At 58.0% G+C, this 15534-nt stretch carries 13 protein-coding genes; 8 read left to right on the forward strand and 5 right to left on the reverse strand.

Features of this window, described 5'->3' with window-relative positions; genetic code table 11:
- Positions 1-2: 2 nt before the first annotated feature.
- The 4 genes from I6L41_RS19715 to I6L41_RS19730 all read right to left on the reverse strand — a co-directional run bounded on the left by I6L41_RS19715 (position 3) and on the right by I6L41_RS19730 (position 5785).
- A complete protein-coding gene (locus I6L41_RS19715) occupies positions 3-1643 on the reverse strand; it encodes a sensor domain-containing diguanylate cyclase (RefSeq protein WP_216960826.1) in 1641 nt (546 codons plus the stop codon).
- A 254-nt stretch (positions 1644-1897) separates the two neighbouring features.
- The gene (locus I6L41_RS19720; protein WP_216960829.1) at positions 1898-3934 is read right to left on the reverse strand and encodes an exoribonuclease II; all 2037 of its coding nucleotides are present in this window, start codon (positions 3932-3934) and stop codon (positions 1898-1900) included.
- A 99-nt stretch (positions 3935-4033) separates the two neighbouring features.
- On the reverse strand, positions 4034-4933 hold the full coding sequence (locus I6L41_RS19725) for a LysR family transcriptional regulator ArgP (RefSeq protein ID WP_216960832.1): 900 nt from the start codon (positions 4931-4933) through the stop codon (positions 4034-4036).
- 201 nt (positions 4934-5134) lie between these two features.
- Entirely contained in the window at positions 5135-5785 is a 651-nt protein-coding gene (locus tag I6L41_RS19730; protein WP_042081537.1) for an acyl-homoserine-lactone synthase, read from the reverse strand.
- A 62-nt stretch (positions 5786-5847) separates the two neighbouring features.
- Here I6L41_RS19730 and I6L41_RS19735 point away from each other — a divergent pair, with 62 nt between their 5' ends.
- On the forward strand, positions 5848-6630 hold the full coding sequence (locus I6L41_RS19735) for a LuxR family transcriptional regulator (RefSeq protein ID WP_005335753.1): 783 nt from the start codon (positions 5848-5850) through the stop codon (positions 6628-6630).
- 207 nt (positions 6631-6837) lie between these two features.
- The gene (gene lysE, locus I6L41_RS19740; protein ID WP_021231753.1) at positions 6838-7446 is read left to right on the forward strand and encodes an L-lysine exporter; all 609 of its coding nucleotides are present in this window, start codon (positions 6838-6840) and stop codon (positions 7444-7446) included.
- An 82-nt stretch (positions 7447-7528) separates the two neighbouring features.
- On the opposite strand, the gene I6L41_RS19745 is transcribed toward lysE, so the two are convergent.
- Positions 7529-9538, reverse strand: a complete 2010-nt coding sequence (locus tag I6L41_RS19745; RefSeq protein ID WP_216960835.1) for a methyl-accepting chemotaxis protein — start codon at positions 9536-9538, stop codon at positions 7529-7531.
- Between the two features lie 260 nt (positions 9539-9798).
- Between I6L41_RS19745 and ruvA the strand changes: the two genes are divergently transcribed.
- The 6 genes from ruvA (at position 9799) to I6L41_RS19775 (ending at position 15500) form a co-directional block, all read left to right on the forward strand.
- A complete protein-coding gene (ruvA, locus tag I6L41_RS19750; RefSeq protein ID WP_216960838.1) occupies positions 9799-10413 on the forward strand; it encodes a Holliday junction branch migration protein RuvA in 615 nt (204 codons plus the stop codon).
- 8 nt (positions 10414-10421) lie between these two features.
- Positions 10422-11432: a Holliday junction branch migration DNA helicase RuvB gene (gene ruvB / locus I6L41_RS19755; RefSeq protein ID WP_005335744.1), complete on the forward strand. Its 1011-nt coding sequence runs from the start codon at positions 10422-10424 to the stop codon at positions 11430-11432.
- A gap of 934 nt (positions 11433-12366) precedes the next feature.
- Positions 12367-13923, forward strand: coding sequence for a cytochrome ubiquinol oxidase subunit I (locus I6L41_RS19760; RefSeq protein ID WP_005335743.1), 1557 nt, complete (start codon positions 12367-12369; stop codon positions 13921-13923).
- Positions 13924-13934: 11 nt separating this feature from the next.
- Positions 13935-15071 carry a cytochrome d ubiquinol oxidase subunit II gene (gene cydB, locus I6L41_RS19765; RefSeq protein WP_005335741.1) on the forward strand — a complete coding sequence of 379 codons (1137 nt, stop codon included), beginning with the start codon at positions 13935-13937 and terminating at the stop codon, positions 15069-15071.
- Between the two features lie 14 nt (positions 15072-15085).
- The gene (gene cydX, locus I6L41_RS19770; protein WP_005304933.1) at positions 15086-15202 is read left to right on the forward strand and encodes a cytochrome bd-I oxidase subunit CydX; all 117 of its coding nucleotides are present in this window, start codon (positions 15086-15088) and stop codon (positions 15200-15202) included.
- The gene (locus tag I6L41_RS19775; RefSeq protein WP_041202810.1) at positions 15189-15500 is read left to right on the forward strand and encodes a cyd operon YbgE family protein; all 312 of its coding nucleotides are present in this window, start codon (positions 15189-15191) and stop codon (positions 15498-15500) included. Before cydX ends, I6L41_RS19775 begins: the two co-directional genes overlap by 14 nt.
- The last annotated feature ends 34 nt before the right edge of the window (positions 15501-15534 follow it).

Below are 15534 nucleotides of genomic sequence, written 5' to 3' on the forward strand. Positions count from 1 at the left end.
GATCACCGATAGGCCAGAGTGCGGGCCCTCCCTTGTGACTTGGCGTGGTAGAGCGCCTGGTCAGCCTGTTCGGTCAGGGTCTGCCATGCTCCGTCCAGGGAGGGAACCAGATAGCTAAAGCCTATGCTAACCGTAATGAAATCAGCAACCCGCGAGGCGGGATGGGGCATTTTCAAGCGGGCAAGACCATCGTGGATCCGTCCGGCCAGCTGTTCGGCCTCACCGGGTTGGGGGGCGCAGAGCAGAATGACGAACTCCTCCCCGCCGTAACGGGCGACCAGATTGGTACAGCGCCGCTCTGCATCCCGCAGCACATGGGCCACCTGTTGCAGGCAGAGATCCCCCTTGGCATGGCCGAAGTGGTCGTTGTAGGCCTTGAACTCGTCGACGTCGATCATCAATACCGCCAGCAGGTTCTGGGTGCGTCGTGCCCACTCCCACTCCCGCTGCATGGTGATGTCCCACTGGCGCCGGTTGGCGATGCCGGTGAGGGGATCTTCCAGCGACAGCAGGGAGAGGCGGTGATTGGCCTCCTCCAGCGCACGGTTGGTCTCGGCCAGCTGCATGGTGCGCTCGGCGACCCGGGCCTCCAGCTGGCGGTTGAGGGTTTCCAGCTGCTCCTGAGTGCGCTGGCGGATCAGCAGTTGCGACAGGATGGCGGCGTACTGTTTGAAGATCTCGCTCTGATAGGCCTTGAGCGGACGGTGCCAGAGCAGGTTGTCGGCGGCGATCCAGCCGATGGGGGTGGTGCCATCCCATAGCGATACCATGGCGTTCCAGCCACGGCCTACTTGCTGCTTCTCGTAGTAGAGAGGGGTATCTTCCATCACCAGTACGTAGTCCTTGCGCCTGAGCGCCTCTTGCACCGTGGGGTGATCCGGAATGGGGCTGATGAAGTTATGTTCATCCATCAGCTCGCCCCCTTCGCTGGTGCCCCAGGTGCCGCGCATGGTCTTGCCATCGGGTTCGATCAGGAAGATGGCGACCCGATCGAACTGCAGCTCCTTGCGGGCCAGCAGCACGGCATCCCGCAGCAGATCGTTCTCGCTGCGACTGCGGGAGAGGGTGACGCTGACCATGTGCAGCGCCTGCAACATGGTGAGGAAGGATCCTTGCAGTGCCTGACTCTGTACCAGATCGGTCTGGGTATGGAGCCGCTGGTCCCGCTCCTGATTGACCTGGCTGGAGAGCAGATGATTGCTGAGCTCGGCCGTCAGATAGTGGATAAGGAGCTGGATGCCCTGACGCTGGTGGGAGGAGAGGCGATCGATGCGGCGGCGGGTCTCCAGATAGATGACCCCTTCCAGTTTCATGTGACGCTTGAGAGGGAAACAGGCGCGTAACTGCGGCTGGGCGGGCTCCACATTTTCGCCGGGGTCAGACGGTGGTGGGAGCTGCTCGATCACCAGTTGTCCCTTCTCCATCGCCTTGTCGATCAGGTGGTGGGGCAGGGTCAGTTGACCGAGATGGGCGAGATCAAGCGTGGTCAGCCCGTGATCGAGCTGAAAACTGTAGAGCTGCGGTTCGGGGGCTTTCAGCCAGAGGTAGAGGCGTTCGGCATCGGTCTTTTCACGGATGGTGGCGAGGCTCACTTCGCATAACTGAGCGAAGTTGGTGAAGTGTTCCGGGTCCCATTCCTGCATACCAATATCCCTTGGATTGTACCCAAGCGAGTATAGACATATTTCTCCTTGATTAATATGTCAGAAAGGAGAGGCGGCGCACATAATGGTTGCTTTCAGCCCTGCTGGTGGAGACATTCACTGTGTTCTCTGCCAATCGTGGCTAGAACTGTGTGCCATAACAGTATATATGGCAGCTTGTAGGGCGGGATGCCGGGCAAAAAAGAGCCCGCACGATGGCGGGCTCTCGGGCAGATCAGATGATTCTGCGTGGCTTATTCTGCCTTGGGGGCAGTCTCAGCGGTCGTTTCACTGCTATCGGCTGGCGCACTCTCGGTCGCCGGGGCTTCCGGTGCCGGACCCGGTACCAGGTCTACCGCCGGTTTGGCGATAAGGGAGCGGGTCTCTTCCACCGCTTCGGTCAGCTTCACCTCGATGATCTGGCCGAGCTCGTAGACCACTTCGGTCTTGTCCAGATAGACGCGGCCGTTGTCCCAGTTGCACTCCAGTCGATCCTTGTTGTCGAGAATATGGCGAGCAGGCAGGAAGACCACGGCGCCGTTCTCCTGCAGACGCAGCTTGAGACCGGCACGCATCACGTCGATGATCTCGGCGTTGAATACCTGATCGGTGCCAGCCGCGGCTTTCAGGTAGCGAACATAGAGCCAGTCGCCGATGTCACGCTCCACCATGCGGTGCAGACGGCGGCAGGCGGTCAGGTGCTCGGTGAGCTCGGTGCTCGGGCGCTCACCCGGGGTCTTGCCGGCGATGACCGCTTTGAGCAGACGATGGTTGACCATATCGCCGTATTTACGGATCGGGGAGGTCCAGGTGGCGTAGGCATCCAGACCCAGACCGTAGTGGGCGCCCGGTTCGGAGGACATCAGCGCATAGCTCTGGAAGCGGCGGATCTTGCCATCCAGCCAGCGGGTGTCGAGGTTGTCGATCCAGCGGCGCAGGGCGCAGAAGCCTGAGAGGCTGGCGATCTCGTCGCGCTCGAACGGGGCTTCGGCACTCTTCAGCAGGTCGATGGCGCCGTCGAGGGACTCTTCGTCAAAGCCGGTGTGAACGTTGAAGATGCCGTAACCGACACTCTTGCCCAGTACGCGACCGGCGCAGATGTTGGCGGCGATCATCGACTCTTCCACCATGCGGTTGGCGATGCGGCGCGGCTCGACGTGGATGGCCAGCACTTCGCCATTCTCGCCCAGCTCGAAGTCGTAGTCGGGACGATCCGGGAATACCAGCGCATGCTCGGTGCGCCACGCGATGCGCGCCTCGGTCATCGCCTTCATCAGCGGCAGCTGGGCCAGTACGCCTGCATCGATGGACAGCTCTTTGCCATGCTCGGCCCAGTCGGAGACGTCGTCATAGTTGAGACGGGCGTGGGAACAGATGCGGGCGGCGAAGAACTCGGTCTCCTCCAGCAGCAGACCATCTTCGGCGATCAGCAGACGGGCGCACAGGGTGTTGCGCTCCTCGCCCTCTTTCAGGGAGCAAAGCTCGTCGGAGAGGGTGCGCGGGATCATCGGCACGTTGCGGCCCGGCATATAGACGGTAAAGGCGCGCTGGGCGGCCTCTTTGTCCAGCTCGCTCCCTTCGGCCACATAGGCGGTCGGGTCAGCGATGGCGACCAGCAGCTCCCAGCCGTTGTCCAGCTTGGTGATGGCTAGCGCATCGTCCATATCCTTGGTCTTGGCCCCGTCGATGGTGAAGAAGGGCACCTTGGTCAGGTCACGACGGGGCAGCTCTTCCTCTTCGATGACCTTCCACTCCGGCAAATCAGCCGGCTCGACCTGGGCCAGATTGTGGCGCGCCAGCACCACCCACCAGGGCACATTGTGATCTTCCTGGGCGGCGATCTTCTGGATTATCTCGGCAGAGAAGTTGCCGTCGACCAGCGCATGGCGCTTGAGGGTAGCTACCACCCAGTCACCTTCCTTGAACTCTTTCTCATCCAGGCCCTTCTTGACGCGGGCCTTGATGGCATCCTTGATCAGCGGGTGGTCGGCCACCACGTTGAGGCGGTCGCGGAACATCTTGACCCGGGCCACGAAGCGGGTGACGGACTGCTCCAGCAGGGTATCCGGCTCGGCCACTTCCTTCTCTTTTTCGGTGCGGATCAGGGCGGTCACCCGGTCACCGTGCATCACCTTCTTCATGTAGGGAGGCGGCACGAAATAGCTGGTCTTCTCATCGACTTCCAGAAAGCCGAAGCCCCGGTCCGAGGCGCGGATCACACCCTCTTTCTTCGGGATGTTTTCGCGGATTTGTTGCTTGAGCTGGGCCAGCAGCGGATTGTCTTGGAACATAAGTGAGGAACCTGAAGTGAAAACCTGGGTGGAGACCTGATGAAGGATCGCCCAGCACTATACGTTTTTAGCCCTGCAAAGCCAAGGTGAATGGCCTGCTCAGCGTGGTTTCAACTGCGATCTGGCATGGTCGATAAGGCGTTGGGAGAGCTGCTTGTGAACCCCTTTTTCCAGTACCCAGCGGTGCCAGTAGAGGCGTTCAGTCAGAACGTGGTCGGGACTGAGGTTGAGTAGTGATCCGCCAGCCAGCTGGCCTCTTATTTGCAATTCGGGAATGAGACAGTAGGCCAACCCCTGCTCGGCCATGGCGACGAAGGCCTCTGACGAGTGAACCGTATGGCAGGGATAACCGCCCGGCTCCAGCCCGAAGCGTTCTCTCATAAAGCTCACATGCATGTCATCGCGCTGATCGAACGCCACCGCCGGTGCCTTGGCCAGCGCCTCACGGGTCAGGCCGCGAGGGAAGTGGCGGGCAACGAAGGCGGGGCTGGCGGTAAGCAGATAGTTCATCTCACCGAGCTCGTCGACGCAGCAACCCGCCAGCGGCTGGGGATGCAGGCTGACCGCACCAAAGGCCTGACCCTCGCGGACCTTGTCGAGGGTGCGGCTCTCGTCATCGACCAGCAGGTTGAGCTCGATGGGGTGCTGTCTCAACAAGGGGGCGATAGCGGGCAGAAACCAGGTGGCCAGGCTGTCGGCGTTCACAGCGATACTGATCCGGATTGGCCCCTGCGGCTCATCGGGAGTCAGCTCCCCCGCCAGTTCGAGCTCGAGCTGGTGTACCTGCCGATAGTGGGCCAGCAGTTTCTGGCCGAGTGGAGTGGCCTGCAGCGGCTGGCTGCGAATGAGCAGCGGCTCGGCAAACTGTTGCTCCAACTGCTTGATCCGCTGGGAGATGGCCGACTGGGTGATATGGAGCGACTTGGCCGCCCGATCGAAGTTCTGCTCCTGCAGTACCGCATCCAGTGCCCGCAGCAGTTTGTAGTCCAGCTCTTTCATCTTCTCTCCCTTCCGTTGCCCAAGGGCTGACTCTACGTCACTCGGCAGGGGACAACAATGGGCGGTGGAAGGGGCGTTGCGCTGTGATTTTTGACAGTAGTGGTCAGGCCATTGAGGGAGGATACTCTCTGGTGCCGCATGGGGTAGCCCTGCGCAGATCGTAGCGACATCTTTATCCCGGGTCTGTTTTCCCGGGATTTTTTATGAGTGAACTGCCAGCACCGGTGACGGTTGCTGCAGTGGATAATGGCTGGTTTGATAATGGCCCAGCAGAGGTTGGGAGACCGCCTGCGCGAAGCGCTCATCCAGATGGAAGCGGATGCCAACGCCCCTTACCGCACCCAGATCGACCGCCTGCCGATGACCGAGCCGCTCGATGGGCAGGCCAAGTCGGCGGAAGATGCGCTCCACCGGCAGGCTGACGACGGCGACCAGCTCCCGGATCCCGTGGGCATGGGCGAAGGCATAGACCTCGCGGAAGATGACGCAAGTGAGTTCGCTGACGCCATTGCTCATGCGCGGTGCGCGCTGGGCATCGATAGCCAGACGGGTGAGTTCCCAGACATCTGGGGTGCGTGGCGCGCTTTCACCGGCAAGGGCGGTGGGGAAGATGGTGGGCAGCATATAGGCATCGGCACAGTTGAGCAGACGAATACAGCCACACAGCCCTTGTTCGTCCTCGATCAGAACCCAATGGGTGTCTGGCGTGTCGAAGCTGTCACGCTCCAGGCCCCGATGAGACTCGACATCCCAGCCTAGCCGGTCGGAAAAGACGCGATTTCGAAAGCGATAGAGTTCATTCTCCACCTCGTTTCGTGGATGTTCTCTCAATTTTCCTTTAAAAACCAACATTATGGACCCTCTATCTTGCTATTCGCCGTTATAATCACATGTCTGGCCAAGGGGGCTTTCATATGAACAGAGACCAACTGCTTGAGTACCTCGAACATTTCACTTCGGTTACGGACGGCAATCGTCTGGCCGAACTGATCGGTCGCTTTACGCTCGGGATGGGCTATGACTACTATCGCTTCGCCCTGATCCTGCCGATGTCGATGCAAAGGCCCAAGGTGGTGCTGTTCAACCAGTGCCCCGATTCCTGGGTGCAGGCCTATACCGAAAACAACATGCTGGCGTGCGATCCGGTGATCCGGCTGGCACGCAAGCAGACGCTGCCCATTTACTGGAACCGCCTCGATGAGCGGGCCAGTTTTCTGCAGGAGGGAACCATGGACGTGATGGGGTTGGCAGCCGAGTTCGGGTTGCGTAACGGCATCTCCTTCCCTCTGCACGGTGCTGCCGGGGAGAACGGTATTCTCTCCTTCATCACCTCCGAGCGGGCCTCGAGCGACCTGCTGCTGGAGTCCTCGCCGATCCTCTCCTGGATGTCCAATTACATCTTCGAGGCGGCCATTCGGGTGGTGCGTTTCAGCATGATGGACAGTGCGGGGAAAGACCCCTTGACCGAGCGCGAGACCGAGTGCCTGTTCTGGGCCAGCGAAGGGAAGACCTCTAGCGAGATCGCCTGCATCCTCGGGATCACGGAGCGCACGGTCAATTACCATCTCAATCAGGTCACCCGCAAAACCGGCTCCATGAACCGCTATCAGGCCATTGCCAAAGGGGTTAGTACGGGGCTGTTGCTGCCCAATCTGGAGCAAGTTGTGGTTACCAACTTCCCCAGATTGCTGCAGTAGGCTGAGCCCACAGGCGCAACAGATTCTCCTGCCGCACTCTGAGGGTCACAATTGTCAGATCCGGTAATTGACAAGGGCTGGAACAGCGGCTGGGTATGCCGGTTTTTATTAGCAAAATGAATCAATAAGTAAATCAATGAATTTCTAAGAAGGAACCACCATCGCTATAGTGCCGCTCATTCATCATTTCGAACGGTGCTCTCCATGATGCTCGCAACTACACTACAGGGCTTCACCATCGGTCTGGCCATGATCATCCCCATCGGCGCCCAGAATGCCTTTGTGCTGAGTCGGGGCATCCATCGCAATCACCATCTGCTGACGGCCACGCTCTGCAGTTTCTGCGATCTCACCCTGATTGCTATCGGCGTATTTGGCGGAGCCAATCTGCTGGCCGCCAGCCCCCTCGGCATGGCGCTGCTCACCTGGGGAGGCGTGCTGTTTCTCGGCTGGTTTGGTGGCCGTTCCCTGCTCAGTGCCTGGCGTGGTAAAGGGGAGGGGCTTGCCGATTCAGCTCAGCAGATGGGGGCCAAAAGCGTGCTGGCGATGACGCTGGGAGTTACGCTGCTCAATCCTCACGTCTATCTCGATACTTTGATGCTGCTCGGCTCCCTTGGCAGTCAGGTGAGCGAGTCCCTGCGTCCGGCCTTTGCTGCGGGGGCCATGCTGGCCTCGTTGGTGTGGTTCTACTCGCTGGCGCTGGGGGCCGCAGCGCTGGCGCCCTGGTTGGCCCGCGGCCGGGTGCAGCAGGGGATCGATCTGCTGGTAGGCATCATCATGTTGAGCCTGGCTGTTCAACTGGCCATAGGACGTTGAGGAAGTTAAGGCGGCAGGAATGAGCGACCGGTAATAAAAAGATGCCACTCATATGAGTGGCATCCTTGCTATTACAGGGGGCTCAGACTCTGAACTGAGAGAGCAGGCGCTGCTGCAGCAGGCTGGCCTGATGGAGCGAGGAGGCGAGCTGCAGACACTCCTGCGCCTCCTGTTCGCCAGTTCTGGCTTGCAGACTGATGCCGGAGACCTTGTCAGAGGAGTGGCTCAGGGTGTGTGACAGTTGACCTGTGGCTACGGCGACCTGCTGCACCATGTCGGCCAGCTGGTCGATGGCGCCTTCCACCTTGAACAGGATCTGCTTGGTATTCTCGGAGTCCTGCATGCCGGACTCCACCGTCTTGAGGTTGCGCTGCATCATCAGATAGGCGGTTTCGGTCTGCTGCTGGATGCTGCTGATCACCTGGCTGATCTCGGCGCTTGATGTCGCGGTGCGATTGGCCAGGGTGCGCACCTCGTCCGCAACCACCGCAAAGCCACGCCCCATCTCCCCCGCGCGGGCCGCTTCGATGGCCGCATTGAGGGCAAGCAGGTTGGTCTGCTCCGAGATGCCACTGATGGTGGAGATGATCTGGCCAATCTGACCCGCCTGCTCCTTGAGGGAGTTGATGGCGATGGCACACTCGCTCACCTCCTGTACCACCCGCTGCATGCCCGCGCTGGCGGAGGCGACATACTGGCTGCTCTCGGTGGTCAGCTGGCGCACCTCGTTGGCATTGTGGGCCGCCATGCTGCAGTTGTCCGAGATACCTGTGGCGACCTGCACCATCTGTTCACTGTCGTGGTGCAGGGCCAGCGCATGTTCGGCGGTCTGGCGGCTGCTTTGGCTGATTGCTTCCACCCGGTTGACCGAGGTGTGAACGTGCTCGCTGATGTGCTGGTTGTTGTCCATGGTGGAGCTGATCATCTTCTGCAGTTTCTCGATGAAACGATCCACGCTGTTTGCCAGCGAGCCTATCTCGTCATCCCGTTGTAGGTTGATGCGGGCGTTGAGGTCTCCCTCGCCGGCGGCGATATCCTGCATTCGTTTGTCCACTTGCAGCAGTGGGGTCACCAGCTTGCGGGTCAGCCAGAAGCCGCAGAGGGTGACCATGATCAGGCTCAGCAACAGGCCACCCAGCAGCAGGGTTCGGGTCTGGCTGATGATGCCGTTGAGCTGGGCCACCTGATCCTCTACGGTGGCATCGCCGCTCTCCTCGATGGCAACCAGCTGTTGTCGCAGCTCATCGGCACTGACCTCATAGGCGGACTGCTGGGCCTGATAGCTGCCGAGCGCATCGACCCACTGTCCCATCAGTTGCTGATGCCGGGCCAACAGGGCGCGATACTCTGCCGACAGTGTCTTGCCGGCAAATTCGCCGGTTCCCTCGATATCGAACAGCCCGGTGCCGAGCATGCTGTCGATCGCTTCGTGGTAGAAATCGGTCGCTTCTTTCAACTCGACCTTGATCGCCTCTGTGACTCCTTGTCTGCGCATCTTCTCCAGCGCATAGAGTTGGCGCAAAAAGCCTATATTGGACTCCATCCCCCCATCGGCCGCTTCCCAGCGAGTGGAGAGGCCGCTGTTCCAGCTGATGGTCTGGTCGGGGGATTGGGTCAGCGCCTCGACTGCCCCATCGCCGATCACCTCCAGCTGGGTCGAGAGGCGAGCCATCAGATCGGCGTTGTGATGCAGGGCCTGATCCACCTCTGTATAGGCGTGATAGAGCGCCAGCAGCTTCTCTTGTTGCTGTTGATAGTCCTGCTTGTGCTGTTCCATGGTGGCAAGGGCTGCACCATCAATGAGCTGCCCCTGGCTGACCCGGGCCAGCGCGTCATCGGTCGCCGCCTTGGCAGCATCGAGTTCGGCGCGATTGAGTAGGGTTCCGTTTTGCATCTTCTGAATCTGTAGCTGTTGGTTGCCCAGCTCTATGGAGCCCTCCATGGCACCGTCGGCGGTCTGCCAGGCGGCGCCCAATACGTAGGAGAGCAGATTGGCTAGCCGCTGGCTGCCATACCAGCCAACGACCCCCATGCCCAGCGTGCAGCCGAGCAATATGGCAAGACCCAGATTGGAGGTGGTAACAATTTTCATGTGATGGCCTTCCTTGGTATCGACATTGGCACCAGTTTCGGTTCCGAACGGGTTTAGTGTAGTGGTTTATCCCCCGCTCGGGGGCCGGTGCGGCGCTGAAACATCCCGTGCACTGGTTGCACCCGATCAAGCATGGTGGAAAATTGGATAAAAAGCCTCTCTGACTACGCGGGTGTTGCTGCCCTATGCTGGATACTTATCCAGTTATTCTTTATGCTATGAGCCAATTTACGAATAGTTGTATTGGTGAGGAGAGAGCCGTGATTGGTCGCTTGAGAGGCATTGTCATTGAAAAGCAGCCCCCCGAGGTCCTGCTGGAAGTGGGCGGGGTTGGCTATGAGGTGCAGATGCCGATGAGCTGCTTCTATGATTTGCCGGAGATCGGCAAGGAAGCGACCATCCATACTCACTTCGTGGTGCGGGAAGATGCCCAGCTGCTCTATGGTTTTAACCACAAACAGGAGCGGGCGCTGTTCCGCGAGTTGATCAAGACCAACGGAGTCGGCCCCAAGCTGGCGCTGGCGATTCTTTCCGGCATGACAGCTACCCAGTTTGTGCTGAGTGTCGAACGTGAAGAGATAAGCTCTTTGGTCAAACTGCCGGGAGTCGGCAAGAAGACCGCCGAGCGGCTGGTGGTGGAGATGAAGGATCGCCTCAAGGGGTGGGTCAGTCACGACCTCTTCTCCCCGGCCATGGTCACCTTGCCAGCCAGTGAGCCCGAATTGCGGGCACCGGATGTGACCGAGGAGGCGGCCAGTGCGCTGGTGGCCCTAGGTTACAAGCCGCAGCAGGCGAGTCAGCTTGTCAGCAAGATCGCCAAAGAGGGGATGTCGGTGGAAGATATCATCCGTGAATCCCTGCGTAGCCTGGTATGAGGTAGTTGATGATTGAAGCAGACCGCCTCATTTCGGCCAGTGCCGCCCGTGAGGATGACATTATTGACCGGGCTATCCGCCCCAAGAAGCTGGCTGACTACACCGGTCAGGATACCGTCTGCGAACAGATGGAGATCTTTATCGAAGCGGCCCGTCAGCGGGGAGAAGCGCTCGATCACCTGTTGATCTTCGGCCCGCCGGGTCTGGGCAAGACTACCCTCGCCAACATCGTCGCCAACGAGATGGGGGTCAATATCAAGACCACCTCCGGCCCGGTACTGGAGAAAGCAGGCGATCTGGCGGCGCTGCTCACCAACCTTGAACCGAACGATGTGCTGTTCATCGATGAAATCCATCGCCTCAGCCCTGTGGTGGAGGAGGTGCTCTATCCGGCGATGGAGGATTACCAGCTCGACATCATGATCGGGGAGGGACCCGCAGCTCGCTCCATCAAGCTGGATCTGCCTCCCTTCACCCTGATTGGCGCCACCACCCGGGCAGGTTCACTCACCAGCCCGCTGCGGGATCGCTTCGGCATCGTCCAGCGGCTGGAGTTCTACAACGTTAAGGACCTGACCGATATCGTCTCCCGCAGCGCCCGTTGTCTGGGGCTAGACATGACGGAAGATGGAGCCATTGAGGTCGCCCGTCGCTCTCGCGGCACGCCGCGGATTGCTAACCGTTTGTTAAGGCGGGTGCGCGACTTTGCCCAGGTGAAATCCGATGGCCGGATCGACGGCCCCATTGCTGCCCGCGCCATGGACATGCTGGATGTCGATAACGAAGGTTTTGACTTCATGGACCGCAAGTTATTGTTGGCTGTGATAGACAAGTTTATGGGGGGCCCGGTGGGTCTCGATAATCTGGCCGCCGCGATCGGGGAAGAGAAAGATACTATCGAAGATGTGTTGGAGCCTTATCTGATCCAGCAAGGGTATCTGCAACGTACACCCAGAGGACGGATTGCGACCACACGAGCCTACGCTCATTTCGGTCTTCAGCGACCAGATGAGAAGTAAAAACAGTCGTTTGAACATGAAACCGCCGTCAAAGGCGGTTTTTTATTATCCGGGCAAAAAAAAGCCCACGGCGGATGCGGTGGGCAAAGACAATTCAGGATGGATGTTCACAGACAGTGAGTGCGTCTGGACACAGACCGGAAAATAAACAGGTGAGCCGTCGCGAGCTCTCAGAGTCGGTTCAGTTGATAGAGCTGAACAAAGGAAAGCTTGTAGTAACGGATGGTTTTAGCAACAAACTTTTTCATCTTCGATTCCAATAGACAGGTTCAAATTGATCGTCGAATACGTACCGTGAACCCGGATTAACCGGCCTGTATCCAAGGGTATGCCCTCACTGCGAGGCGCATTGTAGGAGTTCGAATCTACCCCGGCAAACAAGAAAAATTGCACTCTTCAAATTAGTTTATCTAATGTCTTTATTGATGAAATTGGTTCGCATGAGTATGCATTGTTTGTAGTTTTAAATTGAGTTTTCGAATCAGATTGCCTGACTCGGATAACATGGAAAAAGGCGCGTCATTCACGCTTTTCAAATTAAACCGAGTGGCGGGATGTTAAATTCTTAAATTGATTTAAATCAATGTTTTACGCTTTATCGTGTTTTGTGATCTGGCTCGCGTCAATAATCGTGAAATAGATTAAAAATGCCTTTCAAAGCCATGTATGGCGGGTCCTTTTACATTGATTTCAATCAAATAAAGGTGATATAAAAACCCGGTCATCATGGGCGAGAATAAATTTAGGCTGATTGTTTTGGAATTGTTAAACATTAGCTTTATTTGTGTTCTCGTATTGCCTTGTTGTTAATGCCAGTGGTTACTGAACGCGTTTTGTTGTGACACGTCCCAATAAGGCTCATTCGCTAACCTCCAACGGAAGCTTTGTGCTTAAAACTTAAAATAGCCGTGCCAATAATCGGTGAGGAAACATCATGATTGCTGAGCATGTGGTAGACCTATCGCGGTTCCAGTTCGCTGCGACGGCCCTTTATCACTTTTTGTTTGTACCCCTGACGCTGGGAATGGCCTTTCTCCTGGCGATCATGGAATCCGTCTATGTGATGACCAACAACACCATCTACCGGGACATGACCAAATTCTGGGGTAAGTTGTTTGGTATTAACTTTGCCTTGGGGGTCACCACAGGTCTGGCCATGGAGTTCCAGTTCGGGACGAACTGGGCTTACTACTCCCATTATGTCGGCGATATCTTCGGGGCCCCGCTGGCTATCGAAGGGCTGATGGCCTTCTTCCTGGAGTCCACCTTCGTCGGTATGTTCTTCTTTGGTTGGGATCGTCTGAGCAAGCATCAGCATCTGGCTGCCACCTGGTTGATGGCGCTGGGTACCAACCTCTCCGCCCTCTGGATCCTGGTCGCCAACGGCTGGATGCAGAACCCGGTCGGTGCAGAGTTCAACTTCGAATCCATGCGGATGGAGATGATGAGCTTCGCTGACGTGGTGCTCAACCCGGTTGCTCAGGTCAAGTTCGTCCACACTGTGGCGGCTGGTTATACTTGTGGCGCCATGTTTGTGCTGGGTATCTCCTCCTACTACCTGCTGAAGAATCGTGATGTGGCGTTTGCCCGTCGCTCCTTCGCCATTGCCGCTGCGTTCGGTATGGCTTCCATCGTGTCCGTGCTGATCCTCGGTGACGAATCCGGTTACGAGACCGGTGAAGTGCAGAAGGTGAAACTGGCCGCTATCGAAGCCGAGTGGGAAACTGAACCTGCTCCGGCCGCCTTTACCCTGTTCGGTATTCCGAATCAGGAAGAGATGCGCACCGACTACGCCATCAAGATCCCCTATGCGCTGGGCATTATCGCGACCCGTTCTCTGGACGGTCAGGTAACCGGTCTGAAGGATCTGAAGAGCGAGCACGAACTGCGCGTTCGTAACGGTATGACCGCTTACGACCTGCTGACCAAGCTGCAATCCGGTGACAAGTCTGACGAGACCCGCGCTCGCTTCGACGAAGTGAAACAGGATCTGGGCTACGGTCTGCTGCTCAAGCGCTACACCAGCAACGTGACCGATGCTACTGACGAGCAGATCAAGGCCGCCGTGGATGACTCCATCCCGCAGGTTCTGCCGCTGTTCTTCGCCTTCCGTATCATGGTTGCCGTCGGCATGCTGATGCTGGTGCTGATTGGTATGGCCTTCTATGACAGTGCCCGTCACCAGATTGGCAAGCGCAAGTGGCTGCTCAAGGGTCTGCTGTGGGGTATCCCGCTGCCGTGGATCGCTATCGAAGCTGGCTGGTTTGTTGCTGAATATGGTCGCCAACCGTGGACCATTGCAGAGGTGTTGCCGACTTCCCTCTCTGCATCCAACCTGCCTGCAGCCGAGATCTGGTTCTCTCTGATCGGTATCTGCCTGTTCTATACCGTACTTCTGGTTATCGAGATGTACCTGATGTTCAAGTATGCCCGTCTTGGCCCCAGCAGCCTGAAGACTGGCAAGTATCACTTTGAACAGATCAAGGCATAAGGAGAGCGACCATGTTTGATTACGAAACTCTGCGTGTCATCTGGTGGGCTCTGGTCGGCGTACTGCTGATCGGTTTTGCCATCACTGACGGCTTCGACATGGGGGTAGGCGCACTGCTCCCGTTCGTCGGCAAAAAAGATGTCGAGCGCCGCGTGATGCTCAACACCATGGGACCGCACTGGGAAGGAAACCAGGTGTGGCTGGTCACTGCCGGTGGCGCCTTGTTCGCCGCTTGGCCGATGGTGTATGCCGCGACCTTCTCCGGCTTCTACATCGCCATGATCCTGACCTTGATGGCGCTGTTCCTGCGTCCGGTCGGTTTCAAGTACCGCTCCCTGCGTGCTGATGCAAAATGGCGCAGCAACTGGGACTGGGCCTTGTTCGCCGGTAGCGCCGTACCGCCCATCGTCTTTGGTGTGGCCTTTGGCAACCTGCTGCAAGGCGTTCCGTTCGAGTTTAACCAGTTCATGATGTTGACCTATCACGGCAACTTCTTTGGTCTGCTTAACCCGTTCGGCATTCTGGCTGGTCTGGTGAGTCTGTTCATGCTGCTCACCCAGGGCGCAACCTGGTTGATGATGAAGACCGACGGTGAAGTGCTGGCACGTTCCCGCACTGCCGCCATGATCTGCTCACTGCTGACCCTGGTGCTGTTTGCTGCCGCGGGTTGGTGGGTAAGCGGTATGGAAGGGTATGTCATCGTCAAGGCTGCCGCGACAGACGCAGTATCCAACCCGATGAACAAGGAAGTTGTCCTGCAGGCTGGCGCCTGGATGAACAACTACACCCTCTATCCGTGGATGGTGGCTGCTCCTGTACTGGGCCTGGCCATGAGCTTGCTGACTGCGCTATTTGCCCGCATGAACATCGGCTGGCTGGCGTTTACCAGCTCCTCGCTGGCGATTGCCGGGGTCATCCTCACTGCCGGTTTCTCCATGTTCCCGTTCGTGATGCCCTCAAGCCTTGAGCCGTCACTGAGCCTGACCATGTGGGATGCTACCGCCTCTTTCAACACCTTGCAGGTGATGACTGTGGCTGCAGCGATCTTCGTACCGATTGTGCTGGGTTACACCATCTGGACTTACATCAAGATGTTTGGCCGGGTAACCAACAAGCACATCGAAGATAACCAACAATCTCTCTATTAAGAGGTGCGCTGACAATGTGGTATTTCACCTGGATCCTGGGGCTGTTGCTGGCCTGTGCATTTGGCATCATCAATGCGCTGTGGTTGGAACACACCGAGAACATGGATCGTCAGATCGATGAAAACAAGTGATCGACTCGCCAGGCTGGCCGCTCCACTGGAGCGGCAGCCGTGGCAGGGGTTGATGTTACTCGCGGCGGCCTTGTTGGCCGTCGCTATTTTACAGGCCCCCAATCTGATCGCGGCCAACACCAGCGAGCATGGTCTCTGGCTTGCTCCCTGGCTGATGTGGGCCGTCTGTTGTGGCGTACTTAACGGGCTTGGCTTTCATCTGAAAAGTCTGCCCGGACGTGTGCTGTTCAACCCCTGGCTCGCTTGGCCCAGTTTGTTGTATGGCCTCTGGCTGACACATTCATATTTCCTTTCATAAAAAACGGGGGGAGGCAGGATTTCCCTGTCTCCCC

The sequence above is a fragment of the Aeromonas sp. FDAARGOS 1411 genome (assembly GCF_019047125.1).
Classification (GTDB): Bacteria; Pseudomonadota; Gammaproteobacteria; order Enterobacterales; family Aeromonadaceae; genus Aeromonas; species Aeromonas veronii.

What these genes read in the sequence shown, in the direction of transcription:
- I6L41_RS19735 (WP_005335753.1), top strand. Translation starts at nt 5,848, where the DNA reads ATGAACAGAGACCAACTGCTTGAGTACCTCGAACATTTCACTTCGGTT.
- I6L41_RS19730 (WP_042081537.1), bottom strand. Translation starts at nt 5,785, where the DNA reads ATGTTGGTTTTTAAAGGAAAATTGAGAGAACATCCACGAAACGAGGTG.
- cydX (WP_005304933.1), top strand. Translation starts at nt 15,086, where the DNA reads ATGTGGTATTTCACCTGGATCCTGGGGCTGTTGCTGGCCTGTGCATTT.
- I6L41_RS19775 (WP_041202810.1), top strand. Translation starts at nt 15,189, where the DNA reads ATGAAAACAAGTGATCGACTCGCCAGGCTGGCCGCTCCACTGGAGCGG.
- I6L41_RS19725 (WP_216960832.1), bottom strand. Translation starts at nt 4,933, where the DNA reads ATGAAAGAGCTGGACTACAAACTGCTGCGGGCACTGGATGCGGTACTG.
- I6L41_RS19720 (WP_216960829.1), bottom strand. Translation starts at nt 3,934, where the DNA reads ATGTTCCAAGACAATCCGCTGCTGGCCCAGCTCAAGCAACAAATCCGC.
- I6L41_RS19745 (WP_216960835.1), bottom strand. Translation starts at nt 9,538, where the DNA reads ATGAAAATTGTTACCACCTCCAATCTGGGTCTTGCCATATTGCTCGGC.
- ruvB (WP_005335744.1), top strand. Translation starts at nt 10,422, where the DNA reads ATGATTGAAGCAGACCGCCTCATTTCGGCCAGTGCCGCCCGTGAGGAT.
- lysE (WP_021231753.1), top strand. Translation starts at nt 6,838, where the DNA reads ATGCTCGCAACTACACTACAGGGCTTCACCATCGGTCTGGCCATGATC.
- I6L41_RS19760 (WP_005335743.1), top strand. Translation starts at nt 12,367, where the DNA reads ATGATTGCTGAGCATGTGGTAGACCTATCGCGGTTCCAGTTCGCTGCG.
- I6L41_RS19715 (WP_216960826.1), bottom strand. Translation starts at nt 1,643, where the DNA reads ATGCAGGAATGGGACCCGGAACACTTCACCAACTTCGCTCAGTTATGC.
- cydB (WP_005335741.1), top strand. Translation starts at nt 13,935, where the DNA reads ATGTTTGATTACGAAACTCTGCGTGTCATCTGGTGGGCTCTGGTCGGC.